20 protein-coding genes are annotated in these 24,788 nt (G+C 58.5%); 17 read left to right on the top strand and 3 right to left on the bottom strand.

The annotated features are described in order from the left end of the window. Window positions 1-227: 227 nt before the first annotated feature. Genes dapC through map form a run of 3 tightly spaced genes read right to left on the bottom strand, consistent with a single transcriptional unit; the run spans window position 228 to window position 4,997 of the window. Window positions 228-1,427 (bottom strand): succinyldiaminopimelate transaminase, encoded by a 1,200-nt coding sequence (gene dapC, locus WA225_RS08800; protein WP_422607645.1) that lies wholly within the window; start codon window positions 1,425-1,427, stop codon window positions 228-230. A 43-nt stretch (window positions 1,428-1,470) separates the two neighbouring features. After that, window positions 1,471-4,173: a [protein-PII] uridylyltransferase gene (locus WA225_RS08795; RefSeq protein ID WP_422607644.1), complete on the bottom strand. Its 2,703-nt coding sequence runs from the start codon at window positions 4,171-4,173 to the stop codon at window positions 1,471-1,473. Between the two features lie 41 nt (window positions 4,174-4,214). Beyond that, window positions 4,215-4,997: a type I methionyl aminopeptidase gene (gene map, locus WA225_RS08790; RefSeq protein ID WP_422607643.1), complete on the bottom strand. Its 783-nt coding sequence runs from the start codon at window positions 4,995-4,997 to the stop codon at window positions 4,215-4,217. Between the two features lie 373 nt (window positions 4,998-5,370). On the opposite strand from map, the gene rpsB reads away from it, so the two are divergent. The 17 genes from rpsB (at window position 5,371) to WA225_RS08705 (ending at window position 24,674) form a co-directional block, all read left to right on the top strand. Beyond that, window positions 5,371-6,108: a 30S ribosomal protein S2 gene (gene rpsB / locus WA225_RS08785; protein WP_003222119.1), complete on the top strand. Its 738-nt coding sequence runs from the start codon at window positions 5,371-5,373 to the stop codon at window positions 6,106-6,108. A gap of 190 nt (window positions 6,109-6,298) precedes the next feature. Then, on the top strand, window positions 6,299-7,162 hold the full coding sequence (tsf, locus tag WA225_RS08780) for a translation elongation factor Ts (protein ID WP_422607642.1): 864 nt from the start codon (window positions 6,299-6,301) through the stop codon (window positions 7,160-7,162). Window positions 7,163-7,372: 210 nt separating this feature from the next. Further along, window positions 7,373-8,116 (top strand): UMP kinase, encoded by a 744-nt coding sequence (gene pyrH, locus WA225_RS08775; RefSeq protein WP_003222124.1) that lies wholly within the window; start codon window positions 7,373-7,375, stop codon window positions 8,114-8,116. Then, window positions 8,113-8,670 (top strand): ribosome recycling factor, encoded by a 558-nt coding sequence (gene frr, locus WA225_RS08770; protein WP_007908855.1) that lies wholly within the window; start codon window positions 8,113-8,115, stop codon window positions 8,668-8,670. Before pyrH ends, frr begins: the two co-directional genes overlap by 4 nt. A gap of 14 nt (window positions 8,671-8,684) precedes the next feature. Then, entirely contained in the window at window positions 8,685-9,440 is a 756-nt protein-coding gene (gene uppS, locus WA225_RS08765) for a polyprenyl diphosphate synthase (RefSeq protein ID WP_064120741.1), read from the top strand. Beyond that, window positions 9,440-10,246 carry a phosphatidate cytidylyltransferase gene (locus WA225_RS08760; protein ID WP_422607641.1) on the top strand — a complete coding sequence of 269 codons (807 nt, stop codon included), beginning with the start codon at window positions 9,440-9,442 and terminating at the stop codon, window positions 10,244-10,246. Before uppS ends, WA225_RS08760 begins: the two co-directional genes overlap by 1 nt. Continuing rightward, window positions 10,243-11,433: a 1-deoxy-D-xylulose-5-phosphate reductoisomerase gene (ispC, locus tag WA225_RS08755; RefSeq protein WP_422607640.1), complete on the top strand. Its 1,191-nt coding sequence runs from the start codon at window positions 10,243-10,245 to the stop codon at window positions 11,431-11,433. Before WA225_RS08760 ends, ispC begins: the two co-directional genes overlap by 4 nt. 54 nt (window positions 11,434-11,487) lie before the next feature. After that, a complete protein-coding gene (gene rseP / locus WA225_RS08750) occupies window positions 11,488-12,840 on the top strand; it encodes a sigma E protease regulator RseP (protein ID WP_422607639.1) in 1,353 nt (450 codons plus the stop codon). Between the two features lie 74 nt (window positions 12,841-12,914). Beyond that, the gene (bamA, locus tag WA225_RS08745) at window positions 12,915-15,290 is read left to right on the top strand and encodes an outer membrane protein assembly factor BamA (protein ID WP_422607638.1); all 2,376 of its coding nucleotides are present in this window, start codon (window positions 12,915-12,917) and stop codon (window positions 15,288-15,290) included. A 45-nt stretch (window positions 15,291-15,335) separates the two neighbouring features. Next, window positions 15,336-15,839: an OmpH family outer membrane protein gene (locus WA225_RS08740; protein WP_007908849.1), complete on the top strand. Its 504-nt coding sequence runs from the start codon at window positions 15,336-15,338 to the stop codon at window positions 15,837-15,839. Between the two features lie 3 nt (window positions 15,840-15,842). Beyond that, window positions 15,843-16,898 (top strand): UDP-3-O-(3-hydroxymyristoyl)glucosamine N-acyltransferase, encoded by a 1,056-nt coding sequence (gene lpxD, locus WA225_RS08735; protein WP_422607637.1) that lies wholly within the window; start codon window positions 15,843-15,845, stop codon window positions 16,896-16,898. Window positions 16,899-17,004: 106 nt separating this feature from the next. Continuing rightward, complete coding sequence (fabZ, locus tag WA225_RS08730; RefSeq protein ID WP_003222142.1) at window positions 17,005-17,445, top strand: 3-hydroxyacyl-ACP dehydratase FabZ; 441 nt, start codon at window positions 17,005-17,007, stop codon at window positions 17,443-17,445. Beyond that, entirely contained in the window at window positions 17,442-18,218 is a 777-nt protein-coding gene (gene lpxA / locus WA225_RS08725; RefSeq protein WP_064393182.1) for an acyl-ACP--UDP-N-acetylglucosamine O-acyltransferase, read from the top strand. The genes fabZ and lpxA overlap by 4 nt, the downstream gene beginning before the upstream one ends. Window positions 18,219-18,220: 2 nt before the next feature. Next, window positions 18,221-19,351 (top strand): lipid-A-disaccharide synthase, encoded by a 1,131-nt coding sequence (gene lpxB / locus WA225_RS08720; RefSeq protein WP_422607636.1) that lies wholly within the window; start codon window positions 18,221-18,223, stop codon window positions 19,349-19,351. Window positions 19,352-19,362: 11 nt separating this feature from the next. Then, window positions 19,363-19,989 carry a ribonuclease HII gene (gene rnhB, locus WA225_RS08715; protein ID WP_007908845.1) on the top strand — a complete coding sequence of 209 codons (627 nt, stop codon included), beginning with the start codon at window positions 19,363-19,365 and terminating at the stop codon, window positions 19,987-19,989. A 76-nt stretch (window positions 19,990-20,065) separates the two neighbouring features. Then, window positions 20,066-23,587, top strand: coding sequence for a DNA polymerase III subunit alpha (gene dnaE / locus WA225_RS08710; RefSeq protein ID WP_422607635.1), 3,522 nt, complete (start codon window positions 20,066-20,068; stop codon window positions 23,585-23,587). 139 nt (window positions 23,588-23,726) lie between these two features. Beyond that, a complete protein-coding gene (locus WA225_RS08705) occupies window positions 23,727-24,674 on the top strand; it encodes an acetyl-CoA carboxylase carboxyltransferase subunit alpha (protein WP_158960639.1) in 948 nt (315 codons plus the stop codon). Window positions 24,675-24,788: the final 114 nt, after the last annotated feature.

Here is a 24,788-nt window from a genome sequence, read left to right as displayed (position 1 = left end):
ACATCGGGTGGTTGTGTTTCTTTTTATTAATCTGATGGGGTTTTTGTTGTTGGGAATAGTGGCGTTTTTGCAGGTTTATTGTTTTGGTTTGGGCTGTGAAATGGGGTGGAGTGCGCGCGCTTGATGATAACGACGGGGCTATATAGAAGTTGAATATAAAAAAATAGAGCGGCGAGATGGTCTTTTGTAGCACCCGTGCCGGATTGCCCGGCACGGGCAGGCGGAGATTACTTGTGGCGAATCAGGAAGTCGCGAATCCGTTCGGCAGCTTCGACGCACTCTGCCAGCGGCGCAACCAGCGCCATACGTACACGGCCAGCGCCCGGGTTGACGCCATCGACATCACGGGACAGGTAAGAACCCGGCACCACGGTCACGTGCTCCTGCTCAAACAGATCGCGGCAGAACGCGGCATCATCACCTTGCACGCTCGGCCACAGGTAGAAGCTGCCATCGGGGCGCTGCACATCCATCACCGGGCTGAGAATTTCCAGCACTGCATCGAATTTTTCCCGGTATAGCGCGCGGTTGGCGCGCACGTGAACTTCGTCGTTCCACGCGGCAACGCTGGCCAACTGCGTTTGTACCGGCATCGCGCAGCCGTGGTAGGTGCGATACAGCAGGAAGCCTTTGAGGATGTCGGCATCGCCTGCGACAAAACCGGAGCGCAGGCCCGGCAGGTTGGAGCGCTTGGACAGGCTATGAAACACTACGCAGCGTTTGAAATCCTTGCGGCCCAATTCAACGCAGGCAGTCAGCAGGCCCGGCGGCGGAGTCTGTTCGTCGAAGTACAGCTCGCTGTAGCACTCGTCGGCGGCGATCACGAAGTCGTATTCGTCGGCCAGGGCGATCAGTTTTTTCAGGGTCTCGACCGGAATCAGCGCGCCGGTCGGGTTGCCTGGCGAGCACAAAAACAGAATCTGGCAGCGCTTCCAGGTGTCTGGCGCAACGGCATCGAAATCCGGGTTGAAGCCGTTCTCGTCGAGGCACGGCAGATAGTGCGGCTTGGCCCCGGCGAGAAACGCCGCGCCTTCGTAGATTTGATAGAACGGGTTCGGGCTGACCACCAGTGCGTCGTCGCCACGGTTGACCACGGTCTGGGTGAACGCGAACAACGCTTCACGGGTACCGTTGACCGGCAGCACGTTGCGCGCCGGGTCGATCCAGCCGCTCGGTACGCCAAAGCGACGCTCGCACCAGCCGGCGATGGCTTCACGCAGGGCCGGGATCCCCAGCGTCGTCGGGTATACCGCCATCTGATCCAGACTGTTGGCCAGCGCTTCGGCGACAAAGCTCGGCGAGCGGTGTTTCGGCTCGCCGATCGACAGGGCGATCGGGCGCTTGTCCGGGTTTGGCGTCACGGTGCCGAGCAGGGCGCGGAGCTTTTCGAACGGGTACGGCTGGAGCTGGTTCAGAGCGTTGTTCATTGGTGCAGGGTCTCGTGCAAAGCGTTTGAATTGGAGGGCGCCATCAAATACTGATGCGTGAAAGTTTGATATCCGGTTCCTGATTGACGCTCAACTGCTCAACAATTGCATCCTGCAAACGGCTGCACAGCAGCGGATCGGACAGCGGCTGATTGTGCGCGTCGGTGATGAAGAACACGTCTTCCACCCGTTCGCCCAGGGTCGCAATCTTGGCGTTCTGCAGCGACAGGTCGAACTCGAGGAAAATCCCGCCGATCCGCGCCAGCAGTCCCGGGCGGTCAGGCGCGGTCAGCTCGAGTACGGTCACTGGCCGTTGCGCGTCGTTATGGATCGTCACCTGCGGCGCAAAGGCGAAATGTTTGAGCTGGCGCGGCACACGGCGCTGGATGATTGTCGGGTAATCGTCCGGGTTGCGCAGCGCTTCAGTCAGGCCTTCGCGAATCTGTTTGACCCGCGTCGGATTGTCGCCAATCGAGTCGCCATCGGTGTCGAGCACGATGTAGGTGTCGAGGGTGAACTGGCTGCTCGAGGTGATAACCCGGGCGTCGTGAATGTTCAGGTTGAGCTGATCCATCGCTGCCACGGTCACGGCGAAGAAGTCGTGCTGGTCCGGTGCATAAATGAAAATCTGCGTACCGCCCTCGAACTCGCGTTGCGTGGTTTCCTTGATCAGCACCAGTGGGCCGCCATCGGCCGGCTGCTGCAGGATCGCATCGCTGTGCCAGGCCACGTCACCGGCGGTGTGCCGCAGGAAATAGTCATCGCCCAGTTGCGCCCACAATTGCTCGACATCGTCCGGATCAGTGCCGCCGCGCACCAGAATATCCAGCGCCGCGCTTTGCGTCTGACGGATCTGCTCTTCGCGATCCACCGGGTTTTCCAGACCGCGACGCAAGGCGCGCTTGGTCTCGGTGTAGAGCTGGCGCAACAGACTGGCGCGCCATGAGTTCCACAGTGTCGGGTTGGTCGCGTTGATGTCGGCCACGGTCAGCACGTACAGATAGTCGAGGCGGGTTTCATCGCCAACGGCCTGGGCGAAATCGTGAATGACCTGTGGGTCGGACAGGTCCTTGCGCTGCGCGGTGGTCGACATCACCAGATGGTTTTGCACCAGCCAGACGATCAGGCGGCTGTCCCACACTGGCAACTGATGGCGCTGGCAGAACGCCTCGGCATCGACCGCGCCGATTTCCGAGTGATCGCCATGCCGACCCTTGCCGATGTCGTGGTACAGGCCGGCCATGTAAATGAGTTCGGGCTTGGGCAGTTTGGCCATCAACTTGGCGGCCAGCGGGAATTTCTCCGAGACCTGGGTGTACTGCAATTTGCGCAGGTGCTTGATCAGGTTCAGCGTGTGCGCATCGACCGTATAGATGTGGAACAGGTCGTGCTGCATCTGCCCGACAATGAAGCCGAACTCCGGCAGGTAACGCCCGAGAATGCCGTAACGGTTCATCCGGCGCAGGTTGCGGTGGATGCCGATCTTGCACTTGAACAGCTCGATGAACAGGCTGGTGTTGCGAATATCGTTGCGGAAGTTGTCATCGATCAAATGACGGTTTTCCCGCAGCAGACGAATAGTGTCGGCGCGCACGCCTTTGATTTCCGGCTGCTGAGCCATCAGCACGAAGATCTCGAGCATGGCAAACGGCGTGCGGCGGAACACGTTGTCGTTGCGCGCCTCGATATAGCCGTCGTGCAGCTGGAAGCGCGAGTTGATCGGCTGCGGCGGGGCTTCGTCTTCCGGGGCGAGGATGACTTCCTCGAAGTGCTGGATGATCAGGTCGCTGAGCTGGGCAATGCTCATCACCACGCGGAAATACTGTTGCATGAAGTTTTCGACGGCCTGCTTGGCATCGTCACCTTCAAAGCCGAGCAAACCGGCGATGGTGCGTTGATGGTCGAACAGCAAGCGGTCTTCCGAACGGCCGGCGAGCATGTGCAGGGCATAGCGCACTTTCCAGAGGAATTCCTGGGAAGAGGCGAGCAGGGCGTTTTCGCTTTCGACCAAAAAGCCTTCGCCGGCGAGGGCGCGCAAGTTCAGGGTGCCGTACTGACGACGGGCCACCCACAAAATGGTCTGGATATCGCGCAGGCCGCCCGGCGAGCCTTTGACGTTGGGTTCCAGGTTGTATTCGGTGTCGTTGTACTTGTGGTGACGGGCCTTTTGCTCGGCGCGTTTGGCCAGGAAGAACTCCTTGGCCGGCCACATATGTGCGGTGCTGGTGACGTCGAGCATGCGTTGACGCAAACGCTCGGGGCCGCAGATGGTGCGGCTTTCCATCAGGTTGGTGACGACGGTGAGGTCGGCGCGGGCTTCTTCGGCGCATTCATCGACCGAGCGCACGCTCTGGCCAACTTCCAGGCCGATGTCCCACAGCAGCGTCAGAAAACGCTCGATGGAATCACGGAAAACTTCGTGATCGGCGCTGTCCAGCAGGATCAGCAAATCAATGTCGGAATACGGGTGCAACTCTCCGCGGCCATAGCCGCCGACCGCAACCAGCGCAATGTCGGCGTCTTCGCTCCAGTTAAACTGCTCCCAGGCCTTTTGCAGGATGTTGTCGACGAACCAGGCGCGGTCTTCGATCAGGCGGCGGATGTCGCGGCCACTGCGAAAACGCGCGTCGAGGACCTCGCGAGCCTGGCGGATCGCCTTCTTGAACGCGGCGATAGGACTCGCTTTCAAGGCCAGCTCAGCCTGGAACTGGCCGCGGTCAAAGAGTTCGGGATCCACCTGCGGCATCGATTGGCTTTCCTTCTATAAGGCTGGGAGCGTTGAGTGGATCAGGCCGAGACGCGCGCGATGGTGTCGTCGGCGCGCAGGGTGAAGATCTCGTAACCGGTGTCGGTGACCAGCAGGGTGTGTTCCCACTGGGCCGAAAGCTTGCGGTCCTTGGTGATCGCGGTCCAGCCATCGCCCAGAACTTTGGTGTCGGCCTTGCCCTGGTTGATCATCGGTTCGATGGTGAAGGTCATGCCGGCTTTCAGTTCCATGCCGGTGCCGGCACGGCCGTAGTGCAGGATCTGCGGCTCTTCGTGGAAAACCTTGCCGATGCCGTGACCGCAGAACTCGCGAACCACCGAGAAGCCGTTCTTTTCCGCGTGCTTCTGGATCACTTCGCCGATGTCACCGAGGCGGCAGCCGGGTTTGACGATCTCGATCGCCTTGTACATGCATTCCTGGGTGATCTGCGACAGACGCTCGGCCCATACCGGGACTTCGCCGACGTGGAACATGCGGCTGGTGTCACCGTGGTAACCGTCCTTGATCACGGTCACGTCGATGTTCAGGGTGTCGCCGTTTTTCAGCGGCTTGTCGTTCGGGATGCCGTGGCAGACCACGTGGTTGATCGAGGTGCAGATCGACTTCGGGTAGCCCTTGTAGTTGAGCGGGGCTGGGATGGCTTGCTGCACGTTGACGATGTAGTCATGGCAGATCTGGTTCAGTTCGTCGGTGGTGACGCCTGGTTTGACATGTTCGGCAATCATTTCCAGCACATCGGCGGCCAGTTTGCCGGCGACACGCATGCCAGCGATGTCCTCGGGAGTTTTGAGGTTGACGGTCATACAGGCTCTCTCTGCGCTCGGCGGCGCTTACTGATACGAATAGGGTGGCGGGCGTTCGATTGGCGACCCTGAAAAACGCGATTCTAACAGACGCACGGCGCAATTCAGCGCCCGCGTGCATCGCTTCTCTCTATACAATGGTGCGCCCGGAGCCGATTCCAAGGGGGCTGCGCCCATGTCCTTGGTGCGATTACAGATTCCGTGTTCCGTTTCTGCGCACCCTGTGGTATAAAATGCGCCGCTTTCCGGGGATACCCCGAAAAGCTTAAATCCACACACGTGTCGACACGATGACCTGGGTGCTTTTGGCTTTATGCCACTGGTTGGTCATTGGGATACGTGGAGGCCAAACCCGACTTATTAAGGAACTATCATGTCCCAAGTCAATATGCGCGATATGCTGAAGGCCGGTGTGCACTTCGGTCACCAAACCCGTTACTGGAATCCGAAAATGGGTAAGTACATTTTCGGCGCGCGTAACAAGATTCACATCATCAACCTTGAAAAAACCCTGCCAATGTTCAACGAAGCTCTGACTTTCGTAGAGCGTCTGGCCCAGGGCAAAAACAAGATTCTGTTCGTCGGCACCAAGCGTTCCGCTGGCAAGATCGTTGCTGAAGAAGCAGCACGTTGCGGTTCGCCGTACGTCGATCACCGCTGGTTGGGCGGCATGCTGACCAACTTCAAAACCATTCGTGCTTCCATCAAGCGTCTGCGTGACCTTGAAGTTCAAGCCGAAGACGGTACTTTCGCCAAGCTGACCAAGAAAGAAGCGCTGATGCGCTCCCGTGACCTGGAAAAGCTGGATCGTTCGCTGGGCGGCATCAAGGACATGGGCGGTCTGCCAGACGCACTGTTCGTGATCGACGTTGACCACGAGCGCATCGCGATCACCGAAGCCAACAAGCTGGGCATCCCGGTAATCGGCGTTGTCGACACCAACAGCAGCCCGGAAGGCGTTGACTACATCATCCCAGGCAACGATGACGCAATCCGCGCTATCCAGCTGTACATGGGTTCGATGGCTGACGCAGTAATCCGTGGTCGCAACAATGTTGCTGGCGGTACTGTTGAATTCGCAGCTGAAGAAACTCAGGCTGCAGCTGAGTAATTGACGCCCTGGCGTTGACTCAGTAAGCAAAAAGGGGGCTTGGCCCCCTTTTTGCCACCTCGAAAACCATTTGTCGGCGCCCGCGGCACTATTTGTAATGTGCGGCAGCTAACAAGGGTGGTTCGGGAAGAATTGAACGCCCGTTCAATCGGGTGGAATGGTTGAAAACCTATCCAAGAGGAATTTGAAAATGGCAGCAATTACTGCAGCGTTGGTTAAAGAACTGCGCGAGCGTACCGGCGAAGGCATGATGGATTGCAAGAAAGCCCTGGAAAAGGCTGGCGGCGACATCGAAAAAGCCATTGATGACATGCGTGCTTCGGGCGCAATCAAGGCTGCCAAAAAAGCTGGTAACGTTGCCGCTGAAGGCGCCATCGCTCTGAAAGAAGACGGCAAATCTGCTGTTCTGCTGGAAGTGAACTCGCAGACCGACTTCCTCGCTCTGCAAGACGACTTCAAAGCATTCGTTGCTCAAAGCATTGAAAAAGCTTTCGCTGACAAGCTGACTGATGTTGCTCCGCTGATCGAAGCTCAAGAAGCTGCTCGCCTGGTACTGGTCGGCAAGGTTGGCGAAAACGTCAACATCCGTCGTCTGGTTCGCGTAGAAGGCGACGTTGTTGGTGGCTACCTGCACGGCAACAAGATCGGTGTTGCAGTTGTTCTGAAAGGCGGCAACGTTGAACTGGCCAAAGACATCGCTATGCACGTAGCGGCCAGCAACCCTGAGTTCCTGCTGCCATCGGAAGTTTCGGCTGAAGCTATCGAACGCGAAAAAGCTGTGTTCCTGCAGTTGAACGAAGAAAAAATCAAAGGCAAGCCAGAAAACATTGTTGAAAATATGGTCAAAGGCCGTATCAGCAAGTTCCTGGCTGAAGCGAGCCTGGTTGAGCAGGCGTTCGTCAAGAACCCTGAAATCAAGGTTGGCGAACTGGCCAAGAAAGCCGGTGCTGAAATCGTTTCCTTCACTTACTTCAAAGTAGGCGAAGGCATCGAGAAGCCGGTCGACAACTTCGCTGAAGAAGTTGCTGCCCAGCTGGCTGCCGCCAAGCAATAAGACAGTTTTTCAACTGTCGCCCGAAAGAGGCTGCCCGCTTACGCGCGCAGCCTCTTTTCAGATGGGGTTATCAATTTTTAATTGGTTTCCACTTGGAACTGACTTACAAAGCCATGTTCCGATGGCGCTGAAGCAGCGCCAAGCTAGAGTGAACGCCAGCTGTAAACAGCTCGCAAAGAATTTTTAAATACGCCGCAGGAGAGATTCGCAATGGCTCAGCAGGGCAGTGGTTATCAGGCTCGCTATAAACGCATTCTACTCAAGCTTAGCGGCGAGGCCCTGATGGGCTCGGAAGAGTTCGGGATCGATCCGAAAGTACTGGACCGCATGGCGCTGGAAGTCGGCCAACTGGTCGGCATCGGCGTTCAGGTCGGTCTGGTGATCGGCGGTGGCAACCTGTTCCGCGGTGAAGCATTGAGCAAAGCCGGCATGGATCGGGTAACAGGCGACCACATGGGCATGCTGGCCACTGTGATGAACGCCCTGGCCATGCGCGATGCGCTGGAACGTGCCAATATCTCGGCCATCGTGATGTCGGCCATTTCCATGGTTGGCGTAACCGATCACTATGATCGCCGCAAAGCCATGCGCCACCTGAACTCCAAAGATGTGGTGATTTTCGCAGCCGGTACCGGCAACCCGTTCTTCACAACGGATTCGGCAGCCTGCCTGCGCGCCATTGAAATCGACGCCGATGTCGTGCTCAAGGCGACCAAGGTCGATGGCGTTTACACCGCTGACCCATTCAAGGACCCGCATGCCGAGAAGTTCGATCATCTGACTTATGATGAAGTACTGGATCGCAAGCTGGGTGTAATGGATCTGACTGCTATTTGCCTGTGCCGCGACCACAAGATGCCGCTGCGCGTATTCAACATGAACAAGCCTGGTGCCCTGCTGAACATCGTCCATGGCGGCGCTGAAGGCACCCTGATCGAGGAAGGTCAACAATGATCAACGAAATCAAAAAAGACGCTCAAGAGCGCATGCAAAAATCTCTGGACTCTTTGGCCCATGCCTTTGGCCAGATTCGTACCGGCAAGGCTCACCCAAGCATCCTGGGTAGCGTGATGGTGCCGTACTACGGCGCAGACACCTCCATCACCCAAGTGGCCAACATCACCGTAAAAGACTCGCGCACCCTGCAAGTCGTGGCGTTCGAGCGCAACATGCTCGCGGCGGTTGACAAGGCAATCCAGAGCGCGGGTCTGAACCTCAATCCGACCAACCTGGGCGAATTGTTGCTGATCTCCATGCCTGCCCTGACTGAAGAAACCCGCAAGGGCTTCACCAAGCAGGCGCGCAGCGCTGCCGAAGACGCGCGTGTTGCCGTGCGCAACATCCGTCGTGATGCCTTGGGTGAGCTGAAGAAGCTGGTCAAGGACAAAGAAATCAGCGAAGACGAAGAGCGTCGTGCCGCTGCCGATATTCAGAAACTCACCGACAAGGCTGAAGCTGATATCGACACGGCTACCAAGCAAAAAGAAGCGGATCTGATGGCCGTATAAGGTTCGAGCTTTTAATGGACAAGACCAAGCAGACTGCGCCGTCCGCGGTGCCGCGCCATGTCGCGATCATCATGGATGGCAACAATCGCTGGGCGAAAAAACGCTTTATGCCAGGTGTCGCCGGGCATAAAGCGGGCGTGGATGCTGTGCGGGCGGTGATCGAGGTGTGCGCTGAGGCCAAGGTCGAAGTGCTCACCCTGTTCGCGTTTTCCAGTGAAAACTGGCAGCGTCCGGCCGATGAAGTCAGTGCCTTGATGGATCTGTTCTTCAAGGCATTGCGTCGTGAGGCCAAGCGCCTCAACGACAACAACATCAGCCTGCGCATCATTGGCGATCGCTCGCGCTTTCATCCCGAGCTTCAGGCAGCCATGCGTGAAGCCGAGGCGATGACGGCGGGCGCCAATCGTTTCATTCTGCAGATCGCCGCCAATTACGGTGGTCAGTGGGATATCGCACAAGCTGCACAGCGCCTGGCGCGTGAAGTTCAGGCCGGGCATCTGCGTCCGGAGGACATCACGCCGGATCTGCTGCAGACCTGTCTGGCGACCGGCGACCTGCCGTTGCCTGATCTGTGTATCCGCACTGGCGGAGAACACCGCATCAGCAACTTCCTGTTGTGGCAACTGGCGTATGCCGAGTTGTACTTTTCCGACCTGTTCTGGCCGGACTTCAAACACGATGCCATGCGCAATGCGCTGGCCGATTTCGCTTCGCGTCAGCGTCGCTTCGGTAAAACGAGCGAGCAGATCGAAGCTGGAGCCCGGGTTTAATGCTTAAACAACGAATCATCACTGCGCTGATCCTGCTGCCGATCGCCTTGTGCGGTTTTTTCCTGCTCGAAGGTTCCGGTTTTGCGCTGTTCATCGGGCTGGTTGTCAGTCTGGGCGCGTGGGAGTGGGCGCGGCTTGCCGGCTTCACCGGCCAGGCGTTCCGTGTCGGTTATGCCGTCGTCGTCGCTCTGATGCTGTTCGTCATGTACATCCTGCCCGGGCTTGCGCCGTGGGTGCTGGGTGCTGCGGTGCTCTGGTGGGCCGTGGCGACGTATCTGGTGCTGAGCTATCCGCGTTCGAGCGAGCATTGGTCGAGTGCTGCGACCAAGCTGGTCATCGGCCTGCTGATCCTGTTGCCGGCCTGGCAAGGTCTGGTGCAGATCAAACAGTATCCGTTGGGTAACTGGCTGATCATGGCCGTCATGGTGCTGGTGTGGGGTGCTGATATCGGTGCCTACTTCTCTGGCCGTGCTTTCGGCAAGCGCAAGCTCGCGCCGCAGGTCAGCCCGGGCAAGAGCTGGGAAGGTGTTTACGGCGGTCTGGCGTTGAGTCTGGTGATTACTGCAATCGTCGGGCTGGTGCGCGACTGGACCGTTGCCGAGTTGCTCAAAGGCTTGATCGGTGCGGCGCTGATCGTGTTCATTTCGGTTGTCGGCGACCTCACGGAAAGCATGTTCAAGCGTCAGTCCGGCATCAAGGACAGCAGTAATTTGCTGCCAGGTCACGGCGGCGTACTTGATCGCATCGACAGCCTCACCGCGGCGATTCCGGTGTTTGCAGTGTTGTTGTGGATGGCTGCACCGTGAGTCGCCCACAGCAGATTACGGTTCTGGGTGCGACCGGTTCGATCGGTCTGAGCACTCTTGATGTCATTGCACGTCATCCCGAGCGCTATCAGGTTTTTGCCTTGAGTGGCTTTACTCGCTTGAGTGAGTTGTTTGCCCTGTGCGTGCGCCATGTGCCGCAATTTGCGGTGGTGCCGCAAGTCGCCGCGGCGCGCGGTCTGCAGGACGATTTGCGTGCTGCCGGTTTGTCGACCCGCGTACTGGTGGGAGAGGAGGGCCTGTGTCAGGTTGCCTCCGCTCCGGAAGTCGACGCGGTAATGGCGGCGATCGTGGGTGCAGCAGGGCTGCGTCCGACCTTGGCAGCCGTCGAGGCAGGCAAAAAGATCCTCTTGGCCAACAAGGAGGCGCTGGTAATGTCCGGCGCCCTGTTCATGCAGGCGGTGCGCAAGAGCGGTTCAGTGCTGTTGCCGATCGATAGCGAGCACAATGCGATCTTCCAGTGCATGCCTCAGGACTTCGCCCGCGGGTTGAGCTCGGTGGGCGTGCGTCGGATTTTGCTGACAGCCTCTGGCGGCCCTTTCCGGCAGACGTCGATGGCTGAATTGGCGCATGTTTCACCTGACCAGGCTTGTGCACATCCGAACTGGTCGATGGGGCGCAAGATCTCCGTGGACTCGGCGAGCATGATGAACAAGGGGCTCGAGTTGATCGAGGCCTGCTGGTTGTTCGACGCCAGGCCGTCGCAAGTCGAGGTGGTGATCCATCCACAGAGTGTGATCCATTCGCTGGTCGACTATGTGGACGGTTCGGTATTGGCGCAACTGGGTAATCCCGATATGCGCACGCCGATCGCCAATGCCCTGGCCTGGCCGGAACGTATCGACTCTGGCGTGGCACCCCTGGATCTGTTTGCGATCGCGCGTCTGGACTTCGAAGCGCCTGATGAACAGCGTTTCCCGTGCCTGCGCCTGGCGCGTCAAGCGGCGGAGGCGGGCGATAGCGCTCCGGCCATGCTCAATGCGGCCAACGAAGTCGCGGTAGCGGCGTTTCTCGACGGGCGGGTTCGCTACCTGGAAATCGCGAGTATCATCGAGGAGGTTCTGAACCTCGAGCCGGTCGTTGCGCTGGGTGATCTCAGTGCGGTGTTCACCGCCGACGCCAAGGCGCGAGTTTTGGCTGAGCAATGGCTGAGTCGTCACGGCCGATAAGTTTTGCAACACAATGGCTTCACGCGGCACTGAACAGGATTGCGGAGAAAGTAGATGAGCGCGCTCTATATGATTGCCGGCACCCTGATCGCCTTGGGTGTGCTGGTCACCTTTCACGAATTCGGCCACTTCTGGGTCGCGCGGCGCTGTGGCGTCAAGGTTCTGCGTTTTTCCGTGGGCTTTGGCATGCCGTTGTTGCGCTGGCGCGACAAGCAGGGCACCGAGTTTGTGGTGGCCGCGATTCCGCTGGGTGGCTACGTCAAAATGCTCGACGAGCGTGAGGGCGAAGTCCCGGTCGATCAGCTTGATCAATCTTTCAATCGCAAATCCGTTCGTCAGCGCATCGCCATCGTCGCCGCCGGCCCGATCGCCAACTTTCTCTTGGCGCTGGTGTTTTTTTGGGTGCTGGCCATGCTCGGCAGCGAGCAGGTACGTCCGGTCATCGGCGCTGTAGAATCCGGCAGTATTGCGGCCAAGGCCGGTTTGAATGCCGGTCAGGAGATCGTTGCCATTGATGGTGAACCGACCACTGGGTGGGCAGCTGTCAATTTGCAGTTGGTGCGTCGACTCGGTGAAAGCGGTTCCTTGCAATTGATGGTTCGTGAACAAGGCTCCACGGCGGATTCGCCGCGTGAGCTGGCACTGGATCACTGGCTGAAGGGCGCCGACGAGCCGGATCCGATTCGCTCCCTGGGGATTCGCCCATGGCGTCCGGCCTTGCCGCCGGTGCTCGCTGAGCTTGATCCTAAAGGCCCGGCCCAGGCCGCTGGCCTGAAAACCGGTGATCGGCTGTTGGCCCTCGATGGGCAGGCGCTGAATGACTGGCAACAAGTGGTTGATACCGTTCGTACGCGTCCTGATACCAAAATCATGCTGCGCATCGAGCGTGACAATGCTCAAATCGACGTCCCGGTGACCTTGGCGGCGCGCGGAGAAAGCAAGGCGCCGAGTGGTTATCTGGGCGCGGGTGTAAAAGCTGTCGACTGGCCGCCGGAGATGATTCGCGAGGTCAGTTACGGGCCGTTGGCCGCAATTGGCGAGGGTGCCCGTCGCACTTGGACCATGAGCATTCTGACGCTCGATTCGCTGAAGAAAATGCTCTTCGGCGAGCTCTCGGTAAAAAACTTGAGTGGACCGATAACCATTGCTAAAGTGGCGGGCGCTTCTGCCCAGTCGGGCGTCGCTGATTTCCTGAATTTCCTTGCTTATCTGAGTATTAGCCTGGGCGTTCTGAATTTGCTGCCCATTCCTGTACTGGATGGGGGGCATTTGTTGTTTTATCTGATCGAGTGGGCGCGTGGTCGTCCCTTGTCGGATCGGGTGCAAGGTTGGGGGATACAGATCGGTATCAGTTTGGTGGTCGGGGTGATGTTGCTTGCTCTGGTCAACGATCTGGGTCGACTGTAACGCTTCGCTGAATTGCGAATCTGCCGCATTTTGCGGCAGTTTGTTTATTGCCAGTTGGAATAAGAAAGGACTTCATGAAACGTCTGCTGCTAACTGCGGTTCTCACCGTATTGATGATCGCCGAAGTTCACGCCGAGTCCTTCACTATCTCTGATATTCGCGTCAATGGCCTCCAGCGGGTCTCCGCGGGTAGTGTCTTTGGTGCCTTGCCGTTGAACGTCGGCGAGCAGGCGGATGATCGTCGCCTGGTGGAATCCACTCGTGCGTTGTTCAAAACCGGTTTCTTTCAAGATATCCAGCTGGGCCGCGAAGGCAACGTTCTGGTAATCACGGTTGTCGAGCGTCCATCCGTCGCCAGTATCGAGATCGAAGGTAACAAGGCGATCTCCACTGAAGACCTGATGAAGGGCCTCAAACAATCCGGTCTGGCCGAAGGCGAGATCTTCCAGCGTGCCACCCTCGAAGGCGTGCGTAACGAACTGCAACGTCAGTACGTCGCGCAAGGTCGCTACTCGGCAACCGTCGATACCGAAGTGGTATCGCAGCCGCGTAACCGCGTGGGTCTGAAAGTGAAGATCAACGAAGGCACCGTTGCCGCCATTCAGCACATCAACGTGGTAGGCAACACGGTGTTCCCCGAGGAAGACCTGACCGACCTGTTCGAACTGAAAACCACCAACTGGTTGTCGTTCTTCAAGAACGACGACAAGTATGCGCGTGAAAAACTGTCCGGTGACCTGGAGCGTCTGCGCTCTTACTACCTGGACCGTGGCTATATCAACATGGATATCGCCTCGACTCAGGTGTCGATCACCCCGGACAAGAAACACGTCTACATCACCGTTAACGTGACCGAAGGCGAGAAGTACACCGTCCGTGACGTCAAACTCAGTGGTGACCTGAAAGTCCCTGAAGATCAAGTCAAGTCCTTGCTGCTGGTGCAGAAAGGTCAGGTGTTCTCGCGCAAGCTGATGACCACCACGTCGGAACTGATCACTCGTCGTCTGGGTAACGAGGGTTACACCTTCGCCAACGTCAACGGCATCCCTCAGCCACACGATGATGACCACACCGTCGACATCCTGTTTGCTGTCGATCCGGGCAAGCGTGCCTACGTCAATCGCATCAACTTCCGTGGCAACACCAAGTCGGAAGACGAAGTGCTGCGTCGTGAAATGCGTCAGATGGAAGGTGGCTGGGCTTCGACCTACCTGATCGACCAATCCAAGACCCGTCTGGAGCGTCTGGGCTTCTTTAAAGAAGTCAACGTTGAAACCCCGGCTGTGCCAGGTGTCGACGACCAGGTTGACGTGAACTACAGCGTTGAAGAGCAGGCTTCCGGTTCGATTACCGCCAGCGTCGGTTTCGCCCAGAGCGCCGGTCTGATCCTCGGTGGTTCGATTACCCAGAACAACTTCCTCGGTACCGGTAACCGCGTCAGCATCGGCCTGACCCGAAGCGAATACCAGAGCCGCTACAACTTCGGCTACGTTGACCCGTACTGGACCGCCGATGGCGTGAGCCTGGGTTACAACGCGTTCTATCGCACCACTGACTACAAAGACCTCGACGTCGACGTAGCAAGCTATGCGGTAGACAGCCTGGGTGCCGGCGTAAACGTTGGTTATCCAATCAGCGAGACTTCGCGTCTGACCTTCGGTCTGTCCGCGCAACAGGACAAGATCAAGACCGGTACCTACACCGTTGACGAGATTTTTGACTTCGTTAAACAGGAAGGCGATCAATACCTGAACTTCAAGGCTTCGGCCGGCTGGTCCGAGTCCACCCTGAACAAAGGCGTACTGCCGACCCGTGGTCGTTCCCAGAGCCTGACCCTGGAAACCACCATTCCGGGCAGCGACCTGTCGTTCTACAAACTTGACTACCGTGGTCAGCTGTTCCAGCCGATCACTGAGAATTACACCCTGCGTCTGCACACCGAGCTGGGTTATGGCGACGGTTACGGTTCGACTGACGGCTTGCCGTTCTATGAAAACTACTATGCTGGTGGTTTCAACTCGGTTCGTGGCTTCAAGGACAGCACCCTCGGCCCGCGCAGTACACCAAGCCGAGGCACCAACCCGGGTACGCTGGCTGACCCGGACCAGGATCCACTGCCGTTCGGCGGTAACGTCCTGATCCAAGGTGGTGTCGAGGTTCTGTTCCCGCTGCCATTCGTCAAGGATCAGCGTTCCCTGCGTACTTCGGTATTCTGGGATGTGGGTAACGTATTTGACTCGCAGTGCAAGGACACTACCAATGCCAACGGCTCGACGTCGAACACCAAGTGCAACGACATCAGCCTGAGCAACATGGCCAGTTCCGTCGGTGTGGGTGTGACCTGGGTTACCGCTCTGGGTCCTCTGAGCTTCGCGTTGGCCATGCCGATCAAGAAACCGGATGACGCTGAAACTCAAGTGTTCCAATTCTCCCTCGGCCAGACGTTCTAAGCGTCTGACCCAAGATAACGACAATGGATTTTGTAGGAGTGCATCGTGCGTAAGTTGACTCAATTGGTTCTCCTGGCCTCCTTGATGGTGGCAGGCCCGGCATTTGCCGACATGAAAATTGCCGTTCTGAACTATCAGATGGCCCTGCTGGAATCCGACGCGGCGAAGAAGTACGCCGTGGATGCCGAGAAGAAGTTCGGTCCGCAACTGACCAAACTGAAAACGCTGGAAAGCAGCGCCAAGGGCATTCAGGATCGTCTGATGGCCGGTGGCGACAAAATGCAGCAAGGCGAGCGTGAGCGTCTGGAGCTGGAATTCAAGCAAAAGGCCCGTGACTTCCAGTTCCAGTCCAAGGAGCTGAACGAAGCGAAAGCTGTTGCCGACCGCGAAATGCTCAAGCAACTGAAGCCGAAACTGGATAGCGCAGTGGAAGAAGTCATCAAGAAAGGTGGTTTTGACTTGGTGTTCGAGCGTGGCGCAGTCATCGATGTCAAACCTCAGTACGACATCACGCGCCAGGTTATCGAGCGCATGAATCAGCTGAAGTAACCCATGACCGTGACTATCAAACTCGGCCAGTTGGCCGAGTTCCTCGGCGCCACCCTGCGTGGCGACCCTGAGACGCAAATAACTGGGCTAGCCACTTTGCAAGAGGCTGGCCCAGCTCAGTTGAGCTTTCTGGCAAACCCTCAATATCGCAAATACCTCGCCGGCTCGCAGGCAGCAGCACTGTTGCTCAAAGAAGCCGATGCCGAAGGTTTTGCCGGTAATGCGTTGGTGGTGCCTGATCCTTACCTGGCTTACGCGCGTATCTCGCATCTGTTCGATCCCAAGCCAAAAGCCTCTGCGGGTATCCACCCGTCGGCGGTCATTGCGCCTGACGCCGTGGTTGATCCAACCGCCAGCATCGGCCCATTTGTGGTGATCGAGAGCGGTGCGCGAATTGGTGCGCAAGTGACCCTGGGCGCGCATTGTGTCGTCGGTGCCCGCAGCGAAATCGGCGAAGGCGGCTGGCTTGCACCTCGCGTGACGCTGTATCACGACGTACGCATCGGCAAGCGCGTAGTGATTCAGTCCGGTGCTGTGCTCGGTGGTGAAGGCTTCGGCTTCGCCAACGAAAAAGGCATCTGGCAGAAGATCGCCCAGATCGGTGGTGTGACCATCGGCGACGATGTCGAGATTGGCGTGAATACCGCCATCGACCGCGGCGCTCTGGCCGATACCGTGATCGGTAATGGCGTGAAACTCGACAATCAGATCCAGATTGCCCACAACGTTCAGGTCGGTGATCACACGGCCATGGCGGCGTGCGTCGGGATCTCCGGCAGCACCAAGATCGGCAAGCATTGCATGCTGGCCGGCGGTGTCGGTCTGGTTGGCCACATTGATATTTGCGACAACGTTTTCCTCACCGGGATGACCATGGTGACCCACTCGATTACCGAGCCGGGCGCCTACTCTTCCGGTACAGCCATGCAACCGGCGGCCGAATGGCGCAAAAGCGCGGCCCGCATCCGTCAGCTCGATGACATCGCGCGACGTTTGAAACAGCTGGAAAAGCGCGTTGGGGAAGTGACCCCTGACGGCAATGCTTCATCAGATGGCTGATACCATTTCCATATCAAGTGTGCACAGCCTCTAGACTGCCTCCTTGATTTGCTAGAGGAGTGCGCGTCAGTCGCGCTCCCAATCTTTACATAGGCTTCCCCCCGAAATGATGGACATCAACGAGATTCGCGAATACCTGCCTCACCGTTACCCGTTCCTGCTGGTGGACCGGGTGGTGGAACTGGACACTGAAGGCAAGCGCATTCGCGCCTACAAGAATGTCAGCATCAATGAACCGTTCTTCAATGGTCACTTCCCGGCGCATCCAATCATGCCGGGCGTACTGATCATCGAAGCGATGGCTCAGGCTGCCGGGATCCTCGGTTTCAAAATGCTCGACGTGAAGCCTGCCGACGGCACGCTTTACTACTTCGTCGGCTCCGACAAGCTGCGCTTCCGCCAGCCGGTGCTGCCGGGTGACCAGTTGATCCTGGAAGCCAAGTTCATCAGCTGCAAGCGTCAGATCTGGAAGTTCGAATGCCAGGCTTCGGTCGATGGCAAGCCGGTCTGCTCGGCTGAAATCATCTGTGCGGAACGCAAGCTATGAGTTTGATTGACCCTCGCGCAATCATCGATCCGTCGGCCGTACTGGCTGACGGCGTCGAGGTCGGCCCGTGGTCGATCATCGGCGCAGGTGTGGAAATCGGCGAGGGTACCGTGATCGGGCCGCATGTAATCCTCAAAGGCCCGACCCGCATCGGCAAGCACAATCGTATCTACCAGTTTTCCTCGGTAGGCGAAGACACGCCCGATCTGAAGTACAAGGGTGAAGAAACCCGTCTGGTGATCGGTGACCACAACGTCATCCGTGAAGGCGTGACGATTCACCGTGGCACTGTGCAGGACCGCTCGGAAACCACGCTGGGCGACCACAACCTGATCATGGCCTACGCGCACATAGGTCACGACAGCGTCATCGGCAATCACTGCATTCTGGTCAACAACACGGCGTTGGCTGGGCATGTGCATGTTGATGACTGGGCGATCCTTTCCGGGTTCACTTTGGTGCACCAGTATTGCCACATTGGCGCCCACAGCTTTTCCGGCATGGGCACTGCCATCGGCAAGGACGTCCCGGCATTCGTCACCGTGTTCGGCAACCCGGCCGAAGCGCGCAGCATGAACTTCGAAGGCATGCGCCGTCGCGGTTTCAGCGAAGACGCGATTCACACCCTGCGTCGCGCCTACAAAACCGTGTACCGCCAAGGTCTGACGGTCGAGCAGGCACTGGCTGAGCTGGTTGAGCCGGCAGCGCAGTTCCCGGAAGTCGCGATATTCCGTGACTCCATCCAGTCGTCGACTCGCGGCATCACTCGCTGATCATGGCCAATCTGCGTATTGCGCTGGTGGCGGGTGAGGCTTCCGGTGACATTTTGGGCGCGGGTCTGATGCGCGCGCTCAAGGTGCAGCATCCGGCGGTCGAGTTTATCGGCGTCGGTGGTCCGTTGATGCAGGCCGAAGGCCTGACGTCCTACTTTCCCATGGAACGCTTGTCGGTCATGGGCCTGGTGGAAGTCCTCGGCCGTTTGCGTGAGCTGCTCAAGCGCCGCAAGGAGCTGATCGCCACACTGATCGCCGAGAAGCCAGACGTGTTCATCGGGATCGACGCCCCGGACTTCAATCTCAATATCGAACTCAAGCTGCGTCAGGCCGGGATCAAGACCGTGCATTACGTCAGCCCGTCGGTGTGGGCATGGCGTCAGAAGCGTGTGCTGAAGATCCGCGAAGGCTGCGATCTGATGTTGACGTTGCTGCCGTTCGAAGCAAAATTCTACGAAGAAAAAGGCGTGCCGGTGCGGTTCGTCGGTCACACGCTGGCCGATACCATTCCACTGCAAGCTGATCGCGCAGAAGCGCGTGCCGAGTTGGGCCTGCCTGACGGCCCGCTGGTGGCGTTGATGCCGGGCAGCCGTGGCGGCGAAGTCGGTCGTCTGGGGGCGCTGTTTCTCGATACCGCCGAACGCTTGCGCGCCATGCGTCCGGGGCTGCGTTTCGTCATCCCGTGCGCCAATGCCGAGCGCCGCGCGCAACTTGAAGAGTTGCTCGCCGGCCGCGATCTGCCGGTGACCTTGCTCGACGGCAAATCCCATCTGGCTCTGGCCGCGTGCAACGCCGTGTTGATCGCCTCCGGCACCGCCACCCTTGAAGCGCTGTTGTACAAACGGCCGATGGTCGTCGCCTATCGTTTGGCACCGCTGACGTTCTGGATTCTCAAGCGCATGGTCAAGAGCCCGTACGTGTCGTTGCCGAACCTGCTCGCTCAGCGTCTGCTGGTGCCGGAACTGTTGCAGGATGATGCGACGGTTGAAGCGCTGGCACAGACCCTGTCCCCGTTGATCGACGGTGGTGAAGAACAGACCCGTGGCTTCGACGAGATCCACCGCACGTTGCGGCTGGACGCCTCGAATCAGGCGGCGGACGCCGTCCTTAACCTGATCGGTCAAACACGATGAGCAAGACAAGCATGCAGATGGGCCTGGATTTCACTCTGGTCGCCGAAGTTGAGGAACTGGTTGCCGGTGTCGACGAGGTCGGTCGTGGCCCGTTATGCGGCGCAGTGGTGACGGCGGCGGTGATCCTCGATCCGAACCGGCCGATCCTCGGTCTCAACGACTCGAAGAAGCTCACCGAAGCCAAGCGCGAAAAGCTCTACGACGAAATCATCGAGAAGTCGCTGAGCTGGTGCATCGCCCGCGCCGAAGTCGAAGAAATCGACGAGCTGAACATCTTGCACGCGACCATGCTGGCCATGCAGCGCGCAGTGGCCGGCCTGCATATTCAGCCGAAACTGGCGATGATCGACGGCAACCGCTGCCCGCAACTGCCGATGCGTGCTGAAGCGGTGGTGCAGGGCGACGGCAAGGTGCCGGCGATTGCTGCGGCGTCGATTCTGGCCAAGGTCAGCCGCGACCGCGAAATGGCTGCCTTCGAATTGATCTATCCGGGTTACGGCATCGGCGGCCATAAAGGCTACCCGACGCCCGTTCATCTGGAAGCGTTGGTGCGTCTTGGCCCGACGCCGATTCACCGACGCTCGTTTGCCCCGGTGCGTCAGGCTTATGAAGCGCTGGAAGGTCTGACGCAGGTTTAGTCGCAAGGCTGATGTTTTGTTCGAGGCCCGGTACAATCCGGGCCTTGTTGTCTCTATGTAACTGGACAGGATCACTATGCCGGCTTCATTCGTTCATCTACGCCTGCACACTGAATACTCCCTCGTCGACGGGCTGGTGCGGATCAAGCCGCTGGTCAAGGCGCTGACCGCCATGAACATGCCGGCGGTCGCGGTCACCGATCAGAACAACATGTGTTCTCTGGTCAAATTCTATAAAAACACCATGGGCGCAGGCATCAAGCCGATCTGCGGCGCCGACCTGTGGCTGTCGAACAAGGATCCGGACGCACCGCTGAGCCGGCTCAGCCTGTTGGTGATGAACGCCAAGGGCTATCGCAACCTCACTGAGTTGATCTCGCGCGGCTTCATTGAAGGCCAGCGCAACGGCATGATCATTGTCGAGCGCCAGTGGGTTGCCGAAGCCAATGAAGGCTTGATCATGCTGTCCGCCGCCAAAGAAGGCGAGATCGGCATGGCCATGATCAGTGGCAACCCGGCCGAAGCCGAGGCCTTGGCTCGCGAGTGGATGACGGTGTTCCCGGATCGTTTCTACCTGGAGATCCAGCGGACCAATCGCCCTAACGATGAAGAGCAGTTGCACGGTGCCGTAGCGCTGGCCGACAAACTCGGCGCGCCGCTGGTTGCGAGCAACGATGTGCGTTTCATCAAGCAGGAAGACTTCGCCGCCCATGAAACCCGTGTGTGCATCGGTGAGGGCCGCGCGCTCGACGACCCGCGGCGTTCGAAGAATTACAGCGATCAGCAATACCTGAAAAGCGCCGAGGAAATGATCGAGCTGTTCAGCGATATTCCTGACGCGATCGAAAACACCGTCGAGATCGCCAAGCGCTGCAACATCGAAGTCAAACTGGGCACGCACTTCCTGCCCAACTTCCCGATCCCCGATGGCATGACCATCGACGAGTATTTCCGCAAAGTCTCCTTCGACGGTCTCGAAGAACGCCTGGCGGTACTGCTGCCCAAAGACACCACCGAAGACTACGAAGCCAAGCGTCAGGTCTATGTCGATCGCTTGAATTTCGAGCTGGATATCATCATCCAGATGGGCTTCCCCGGTTACTTCCTGATCGTGATGGACTTTATCCAGTGGGCCAAGAGCAACGGCGTACCGGTAGGCCCGGGTCGTGGTTCGGGTGCCGGGTCGCTGGTGGCCTACGTGCAGAAGATCACCGACCTCGACCCGCTGGAATACGACCTGCTGTTCGAACGTTTCCTTAACCCGGAACGGGTATCGATGCCCGACTTCGACGTCGACTTCTGCATGGACGGCCGTGACCGCGTGATCGACTACGTGGCCGAGAAATACGGGCGCAACGCGGTAAGCCAGATCATCACCTTCGGTTCCATGGCCGCCAAGGCTGTGGTGCGTGACGTGGCGCGGGTGCAGGGCAAGTCCTACGGCCTGGCGGATCGTCTGTCGAAGATGATTCCGTTCGAAGTCGGCATGACCCTGGAAAAAGCCTACGAGCAGGAAGAGATCCTCCGTGACTTCATCAAGGTCGATGAAGAGGCCGCGGAAATCTGGGAGATGGCGCGCAAGCTCGAAGGCGTCGTGCGTAACGTCGGTAAACACGCCGGTGGTGTGGTGATCGCGCCGACCAAGCTGACGGACTTCTCGCCGATCTATTGCGACGAGGCCGGTGACGGTCTGGTAACCCAGTTCGACAAGGACGACGTTGAAGCGGCCGGCCTGGTGAAGTTCGACTTCCTCGGCCTGCGTACGCTGACGGTGATCGACTGGGCGCTGAAGACCATCAACCGCGACCGGGCCAAGGTCAACGAGCCGCCGTTGGACATTGCGTTCATCCCGCTCGACGACAAGCCTACGTATACGTTGTTGCAAAAAGCTGAAACCACTGCGGTGTTCCAGCTTGAATCCCGAGGCATGAAAGAGCTGATCAAAAAGCTCAAGCCCGACTGCCTGGAAGACTTGATCGCACTGGTGGCCCTGTTCCGTCCGGGCCCACTGCAATCGGGCATGGTTGACGACTTTATCAACCGTAAGCACGGTCGCGCCGAGCTGGCGTATCCGCACTCCGATTACCAATACGAAGGCCTCAAGCCTGTGTTGGCGCCGACTTACGGCATCATCCTGTATCAGGAACAGGTGATGCAGATTGCCCAGGTCATGGCCGGTTACACCCTCGGTGGTGCGGACATGCTCCGTCGCGCGATGGGTAAGAAGAAGCCCGAAGAGATGGCCAAGCAGCGCGGCGGCTTCATTGAAGGTTGCAAGACCAACAATATCGACGCCGACCTCGCCGGTAACATTTTCGACCTGGTGGAAAAATTCGCCGGTTACGGTTTCAACAAGTCTCACTCCGCTGCTTACGGCTTGGTGTCGTACCAGACCGCCTGGCTGAAAACCCATTACCCGGCGCCGTTCATGGCCGCGGTACTGTCGGCGGACATGCATAACACCGACAAGGTCGTGACCTTGATCGAAGAAATTCGCACCATGAAGCTGCGTCTCGACGCGCCGGATGTGAATACTTCGGAGTTCAAGTTCACGGTGAACGATGAGGGTCGGATCATCTATGGCCTGGGCGCGATCAAAGGCGTAGGCGAGGGGCCGGTTGAGGCGATCACTGAGGCGCGTCTGGCGGGGCCGTTCAAGGACCTGTTCGATTTCTGCGCCCGGGTCGACCTCAAGCGTATCAACAAACGCACGCTCGACGGCTTGATCCGCAGCGGCGCTCTGGATCGCCTTGGCCCGTACTTCCACGATGAGCAAAAAGCCTACCAAGCCAACATCGACCGCAATCGCGCGGTGCTGCTGACGGCCATGGAAGAGGCGATCAAGGCCGCCGAACAAACTGCACGCACTCAGGACAGCGGGCACTCGGACCTGTTCGGTGGACTCTTCGTCGAAGAAGACGCTGACGTTTACGCCAACCATCGCAAGGCCAAGGAGTTGACGCTCAAGGAGCGGCTCAAAGGGGAGAAAGACACCCTGGGCCTGTACCTGACCGGTCACCCGATTGATGAATACGAAGGTGAAATCCGTCGTTTCGCCCGCCAGCGCATCATTGATCTGAAACCGGCGCGTGATACCCAGACCGTCGCGGGCATGATCATTGCGCTGCGGGTCATGAAGAACAAGAAGGGCGACAAGATGGGGTTCATCACCCTGGATGACCGCTCTGGACGCATCGAGGCCTCGCTGTTTTCCGAATCGTTCCATGCGGCGCAGTCGTTGTTGCAGACCGACGCGATGGTGGTCGTCGAAGGCGAGGTCAGCAATGACGACTTCTCCGGCGGCCTGAAGCTGCGGGTCAAGCGCGTGATGAGCATGGAAGATGCGCGCACCAACCTGGCCGAGAGCCTGCGCCTGAAGCTGCAGACCCAGGATCTGAAAGGCGATCAGCTACGCTGGTTGGGTGATTTGCTCAAGCGTCATCGCGGCGCATGCCCGATCACCATGGAGTACACCAGCCCGGATGCGAAGACCTTGCTGCAGTTTGGCGAGACGTGGCGAATCGACCCGGCGGATGCCTTGATTCAGGCTCTGCGTGACCAGTTCGGGCGAGACAACGTCTTCCTCCAATACCGTTGACCGGCGAGTGCCATCATGGCGCTTGCCCGCAACCTGAATTTTTAATCTCGACCTCAGCGCGCCTCTCCCTTAAGGTAGGGCGCGAATAGACAACCGGCCGGCCCAAGCTCATTTGGGACACGACCCAAGACGGACGCCTATGAACCCGAATTTTCTAGATTTCGAACAGCCGATCGCCGACCTGCAAGCCAAGATCGAAGAGTTGCGCTTGGTCGGTAATGACAATTCGCTGAATATCGGCGATGAGATCTCCCGCCTGCAGGACAAGAGCAAAACGCTGACCGAAGACATCTTCGGCAAGCTGACTAGCTGGCAGATCGCACGCCTGGCGCGTCACCCGAAACGCCCGTATACCCTGGACTACATCCAGCACATCTTCACCGAGTTCGACGAACTGCACGGCGACCGTCACTTCTCTGACGACGCCGCCATCGTTGGTGGTATCGCCCGTCTGGAAGATCAGCCGGTGATGATCATCGGTCACCAGAAGGGCCGTGAAGTGCGCGAGAAGGTACGCCGCAACTTCGGCATGCCGCGTCCGGAAGGCTACCGCAAGGCTTGCCGCCTGATGGAAATGGCCGAGCGTTTCAAAATGCCGATCCTGACCTTCATCGATACTCCGGGCGCCTACCCGGGCATCGACGCTGAAGAGCGCAACCAGAGCGAAGCGATCGCCTGGAACCTGCGCGTGATGTCGCGCCTGAAAACCCCGATCATCGCCACCGTTATCGGTGAGGGTGGTTCCGGCGGTGCACTGGCCATCGGCGTCTGCGATCAGTTGAACATGCTGCAGTACTCGACCTACGCGGTGATCTCGCCGGAAGGTTGCGCTTCGATTCTGTGGAAAACTGCGGAAAAAGCGCCGGATGCTGCTGAAGCGATGGGTATCACCGCCGAGCGTCTGAAAGGCCTGGGCATTGTCGACAAGGTGATTGGCGAGCCTTTGGGCGGCGCACACCGTGATCCGGCCGCTGCGGCTGCATCGATCCGTGCCGAGCTGAGCTCGCAACTGGCGATGCTGAAGAAGTTCGATAACGAAGCGCTGTTGAAGCGCCGTTACGATCGACTGATGAGCTACGGTCTCTGATCGAACGCAGATTCGGCTGATAGTGCAAAACACTGTGGGAGCGAGCTTGCTCGCGAAAGCGTTATAACTGACAACGGAAATGTTGAATGTTAAACCGCTTTCGCGAGCAAGCTC

Origin of the sequence: Pseudomonas sp. (genome assembly GCF_049300855.1) — a bacterium.
Classification (GTDB): domain Bacteria; phylum Pseudomonadota; class Gammaproteobacteria; order Pseudomonadales; family Pseudomonadaceae; genus Aquipseudomonas.
This window is presented reverse-complemented; position numbering and strand designations above follow the sequence as displayed.

What these genes read in the sequence shown, in the direction of transcription:
- WA225_RS08705 (WP_158960639.1), top strand. Translation starts at nt 23,727, where the DNA reads ATGAACCCGAATTTTCTAGATTTCGAACAGCCGATCGCCGACCTGCAA.
- WA225_RS08760 (WP_422607641.1), top strand. Translation starts at nt 9,440, where the DNA reads ATGCTTAAACAACGAATCATCACTGCGCTGATCCTGCTGCCGATCGCC.
- frr (WP_007908855.1), top strand. Translation starts at nt 8,113, where the DNA reads ATGATCAACGAAATCAAAAAAGACGCTCAAGAGCGCATGCAAAAATCT.
- lpxA (WP_064393182.1), top strand. Translation starts at nt 17,442, where the DNA reads ATGAGTTTGATTGACCCTCGCGCAATCATCGATCCGTCGGCCGTACTG.
- dapC (WP_422607645.1), bottom strand. Translation starts at nt 1,427, where the DNA reads ATGAACAACGCTCTGAACCAGCTCCAGCCGTACCCGTTCGAAAAGCTC.
- dnaE (WP_422607635.1), top strand. Translation starts at nt 20,066, where the DNA reads ATGCCGGCTTCATTCGTTCATCTACGCCTGCACACTGAATACTCCCTC.
- fabZ (WP_003222142.1), top strand. Translation starts at nt 17,005, where the DNA reads ATGATGGACATCAACGAGATTCGCGAATACCTGCCTCACCGTTACCCG.
- lpxB (WP_422607636.1), top strand. Translation starts at nt 18,221, where the DNA reads ATGGCCAATCTGCGTATTGCGCTGGTGGCGGGTGAGGCTTCCGGTGAC.
- WA225_RS08795 (WP_422607644.1), bottom strand. Translation starts at nt 4,173, where the DNA reads ATGCCGCAGGTGGATCCCGAACTCTTTGACCGCGGCCAGTTCCAGGCT.
- rpsB (WP_003222119.1), top strand. Translation starts at nt 5,371, where the DNA reads ATGTCCCAAGTCAATATGCGCGATATGCTGAAGGCCGGTGTGCACTTC.
- rseP (WP_422607639.1), top strand. Translation starts at nt 11,488, where the DNA reads ATGAGCGCGCTCTATATGATTGCCGGCACCCTGATCGCCTTGGGTGTG.
- lpxD (WP_422607637.1), top strand. Translation starts at nt 15,843, where the DNA reads ATGACCGTGACTATCAAACTCGGCCAGTTGGCCGAGTTCCTCGGCGCC.
- rnhB (WP_007908845.1), top strand. Translation starts at nt 19,363, where the DNA reads ATGCAGATGGGCCTGGATTTCACTCTGGTCGCCGAAGTTGAGGAACTG.
- bamA (WP_422607638.1), top strand. Translation starts at nt 12,915, where the DNA reads ATGAAACGTCTGCTGCTAACTGCGGTTCTCACCGTATTGATGATCGCC.
- pyrH (WP_003222124.1), top strand. Translation starts at nt 7,373, where the DNA reads ATGGCTCAGCAGGGCAGTGGTTATCAGGCTCGCTATAAACGCATTCTA.
- map (WP_422607643.1), bottom strand. Translation starts at nt 4,997, where the DNA reads ATGACCGTCAACCTCAAAACTCCCGAGGACATCGCTGGCATGCGTGTC.
- uppS (WP_064120741.1), top strand. Translation starts at nt 8,685, where the DNA reads ATGGACAAGACCAAGCAGACTGCGCCGTCCGCGGTGCCGCGCCATGTC.
- tsf (WP_422607642.1), top strand. Translation starts at nt 6,299, where the DNA reads ATGGCAGCAATTACTGCAGCGTTGGTTAAAGAACTGCGCGAGCGTACC.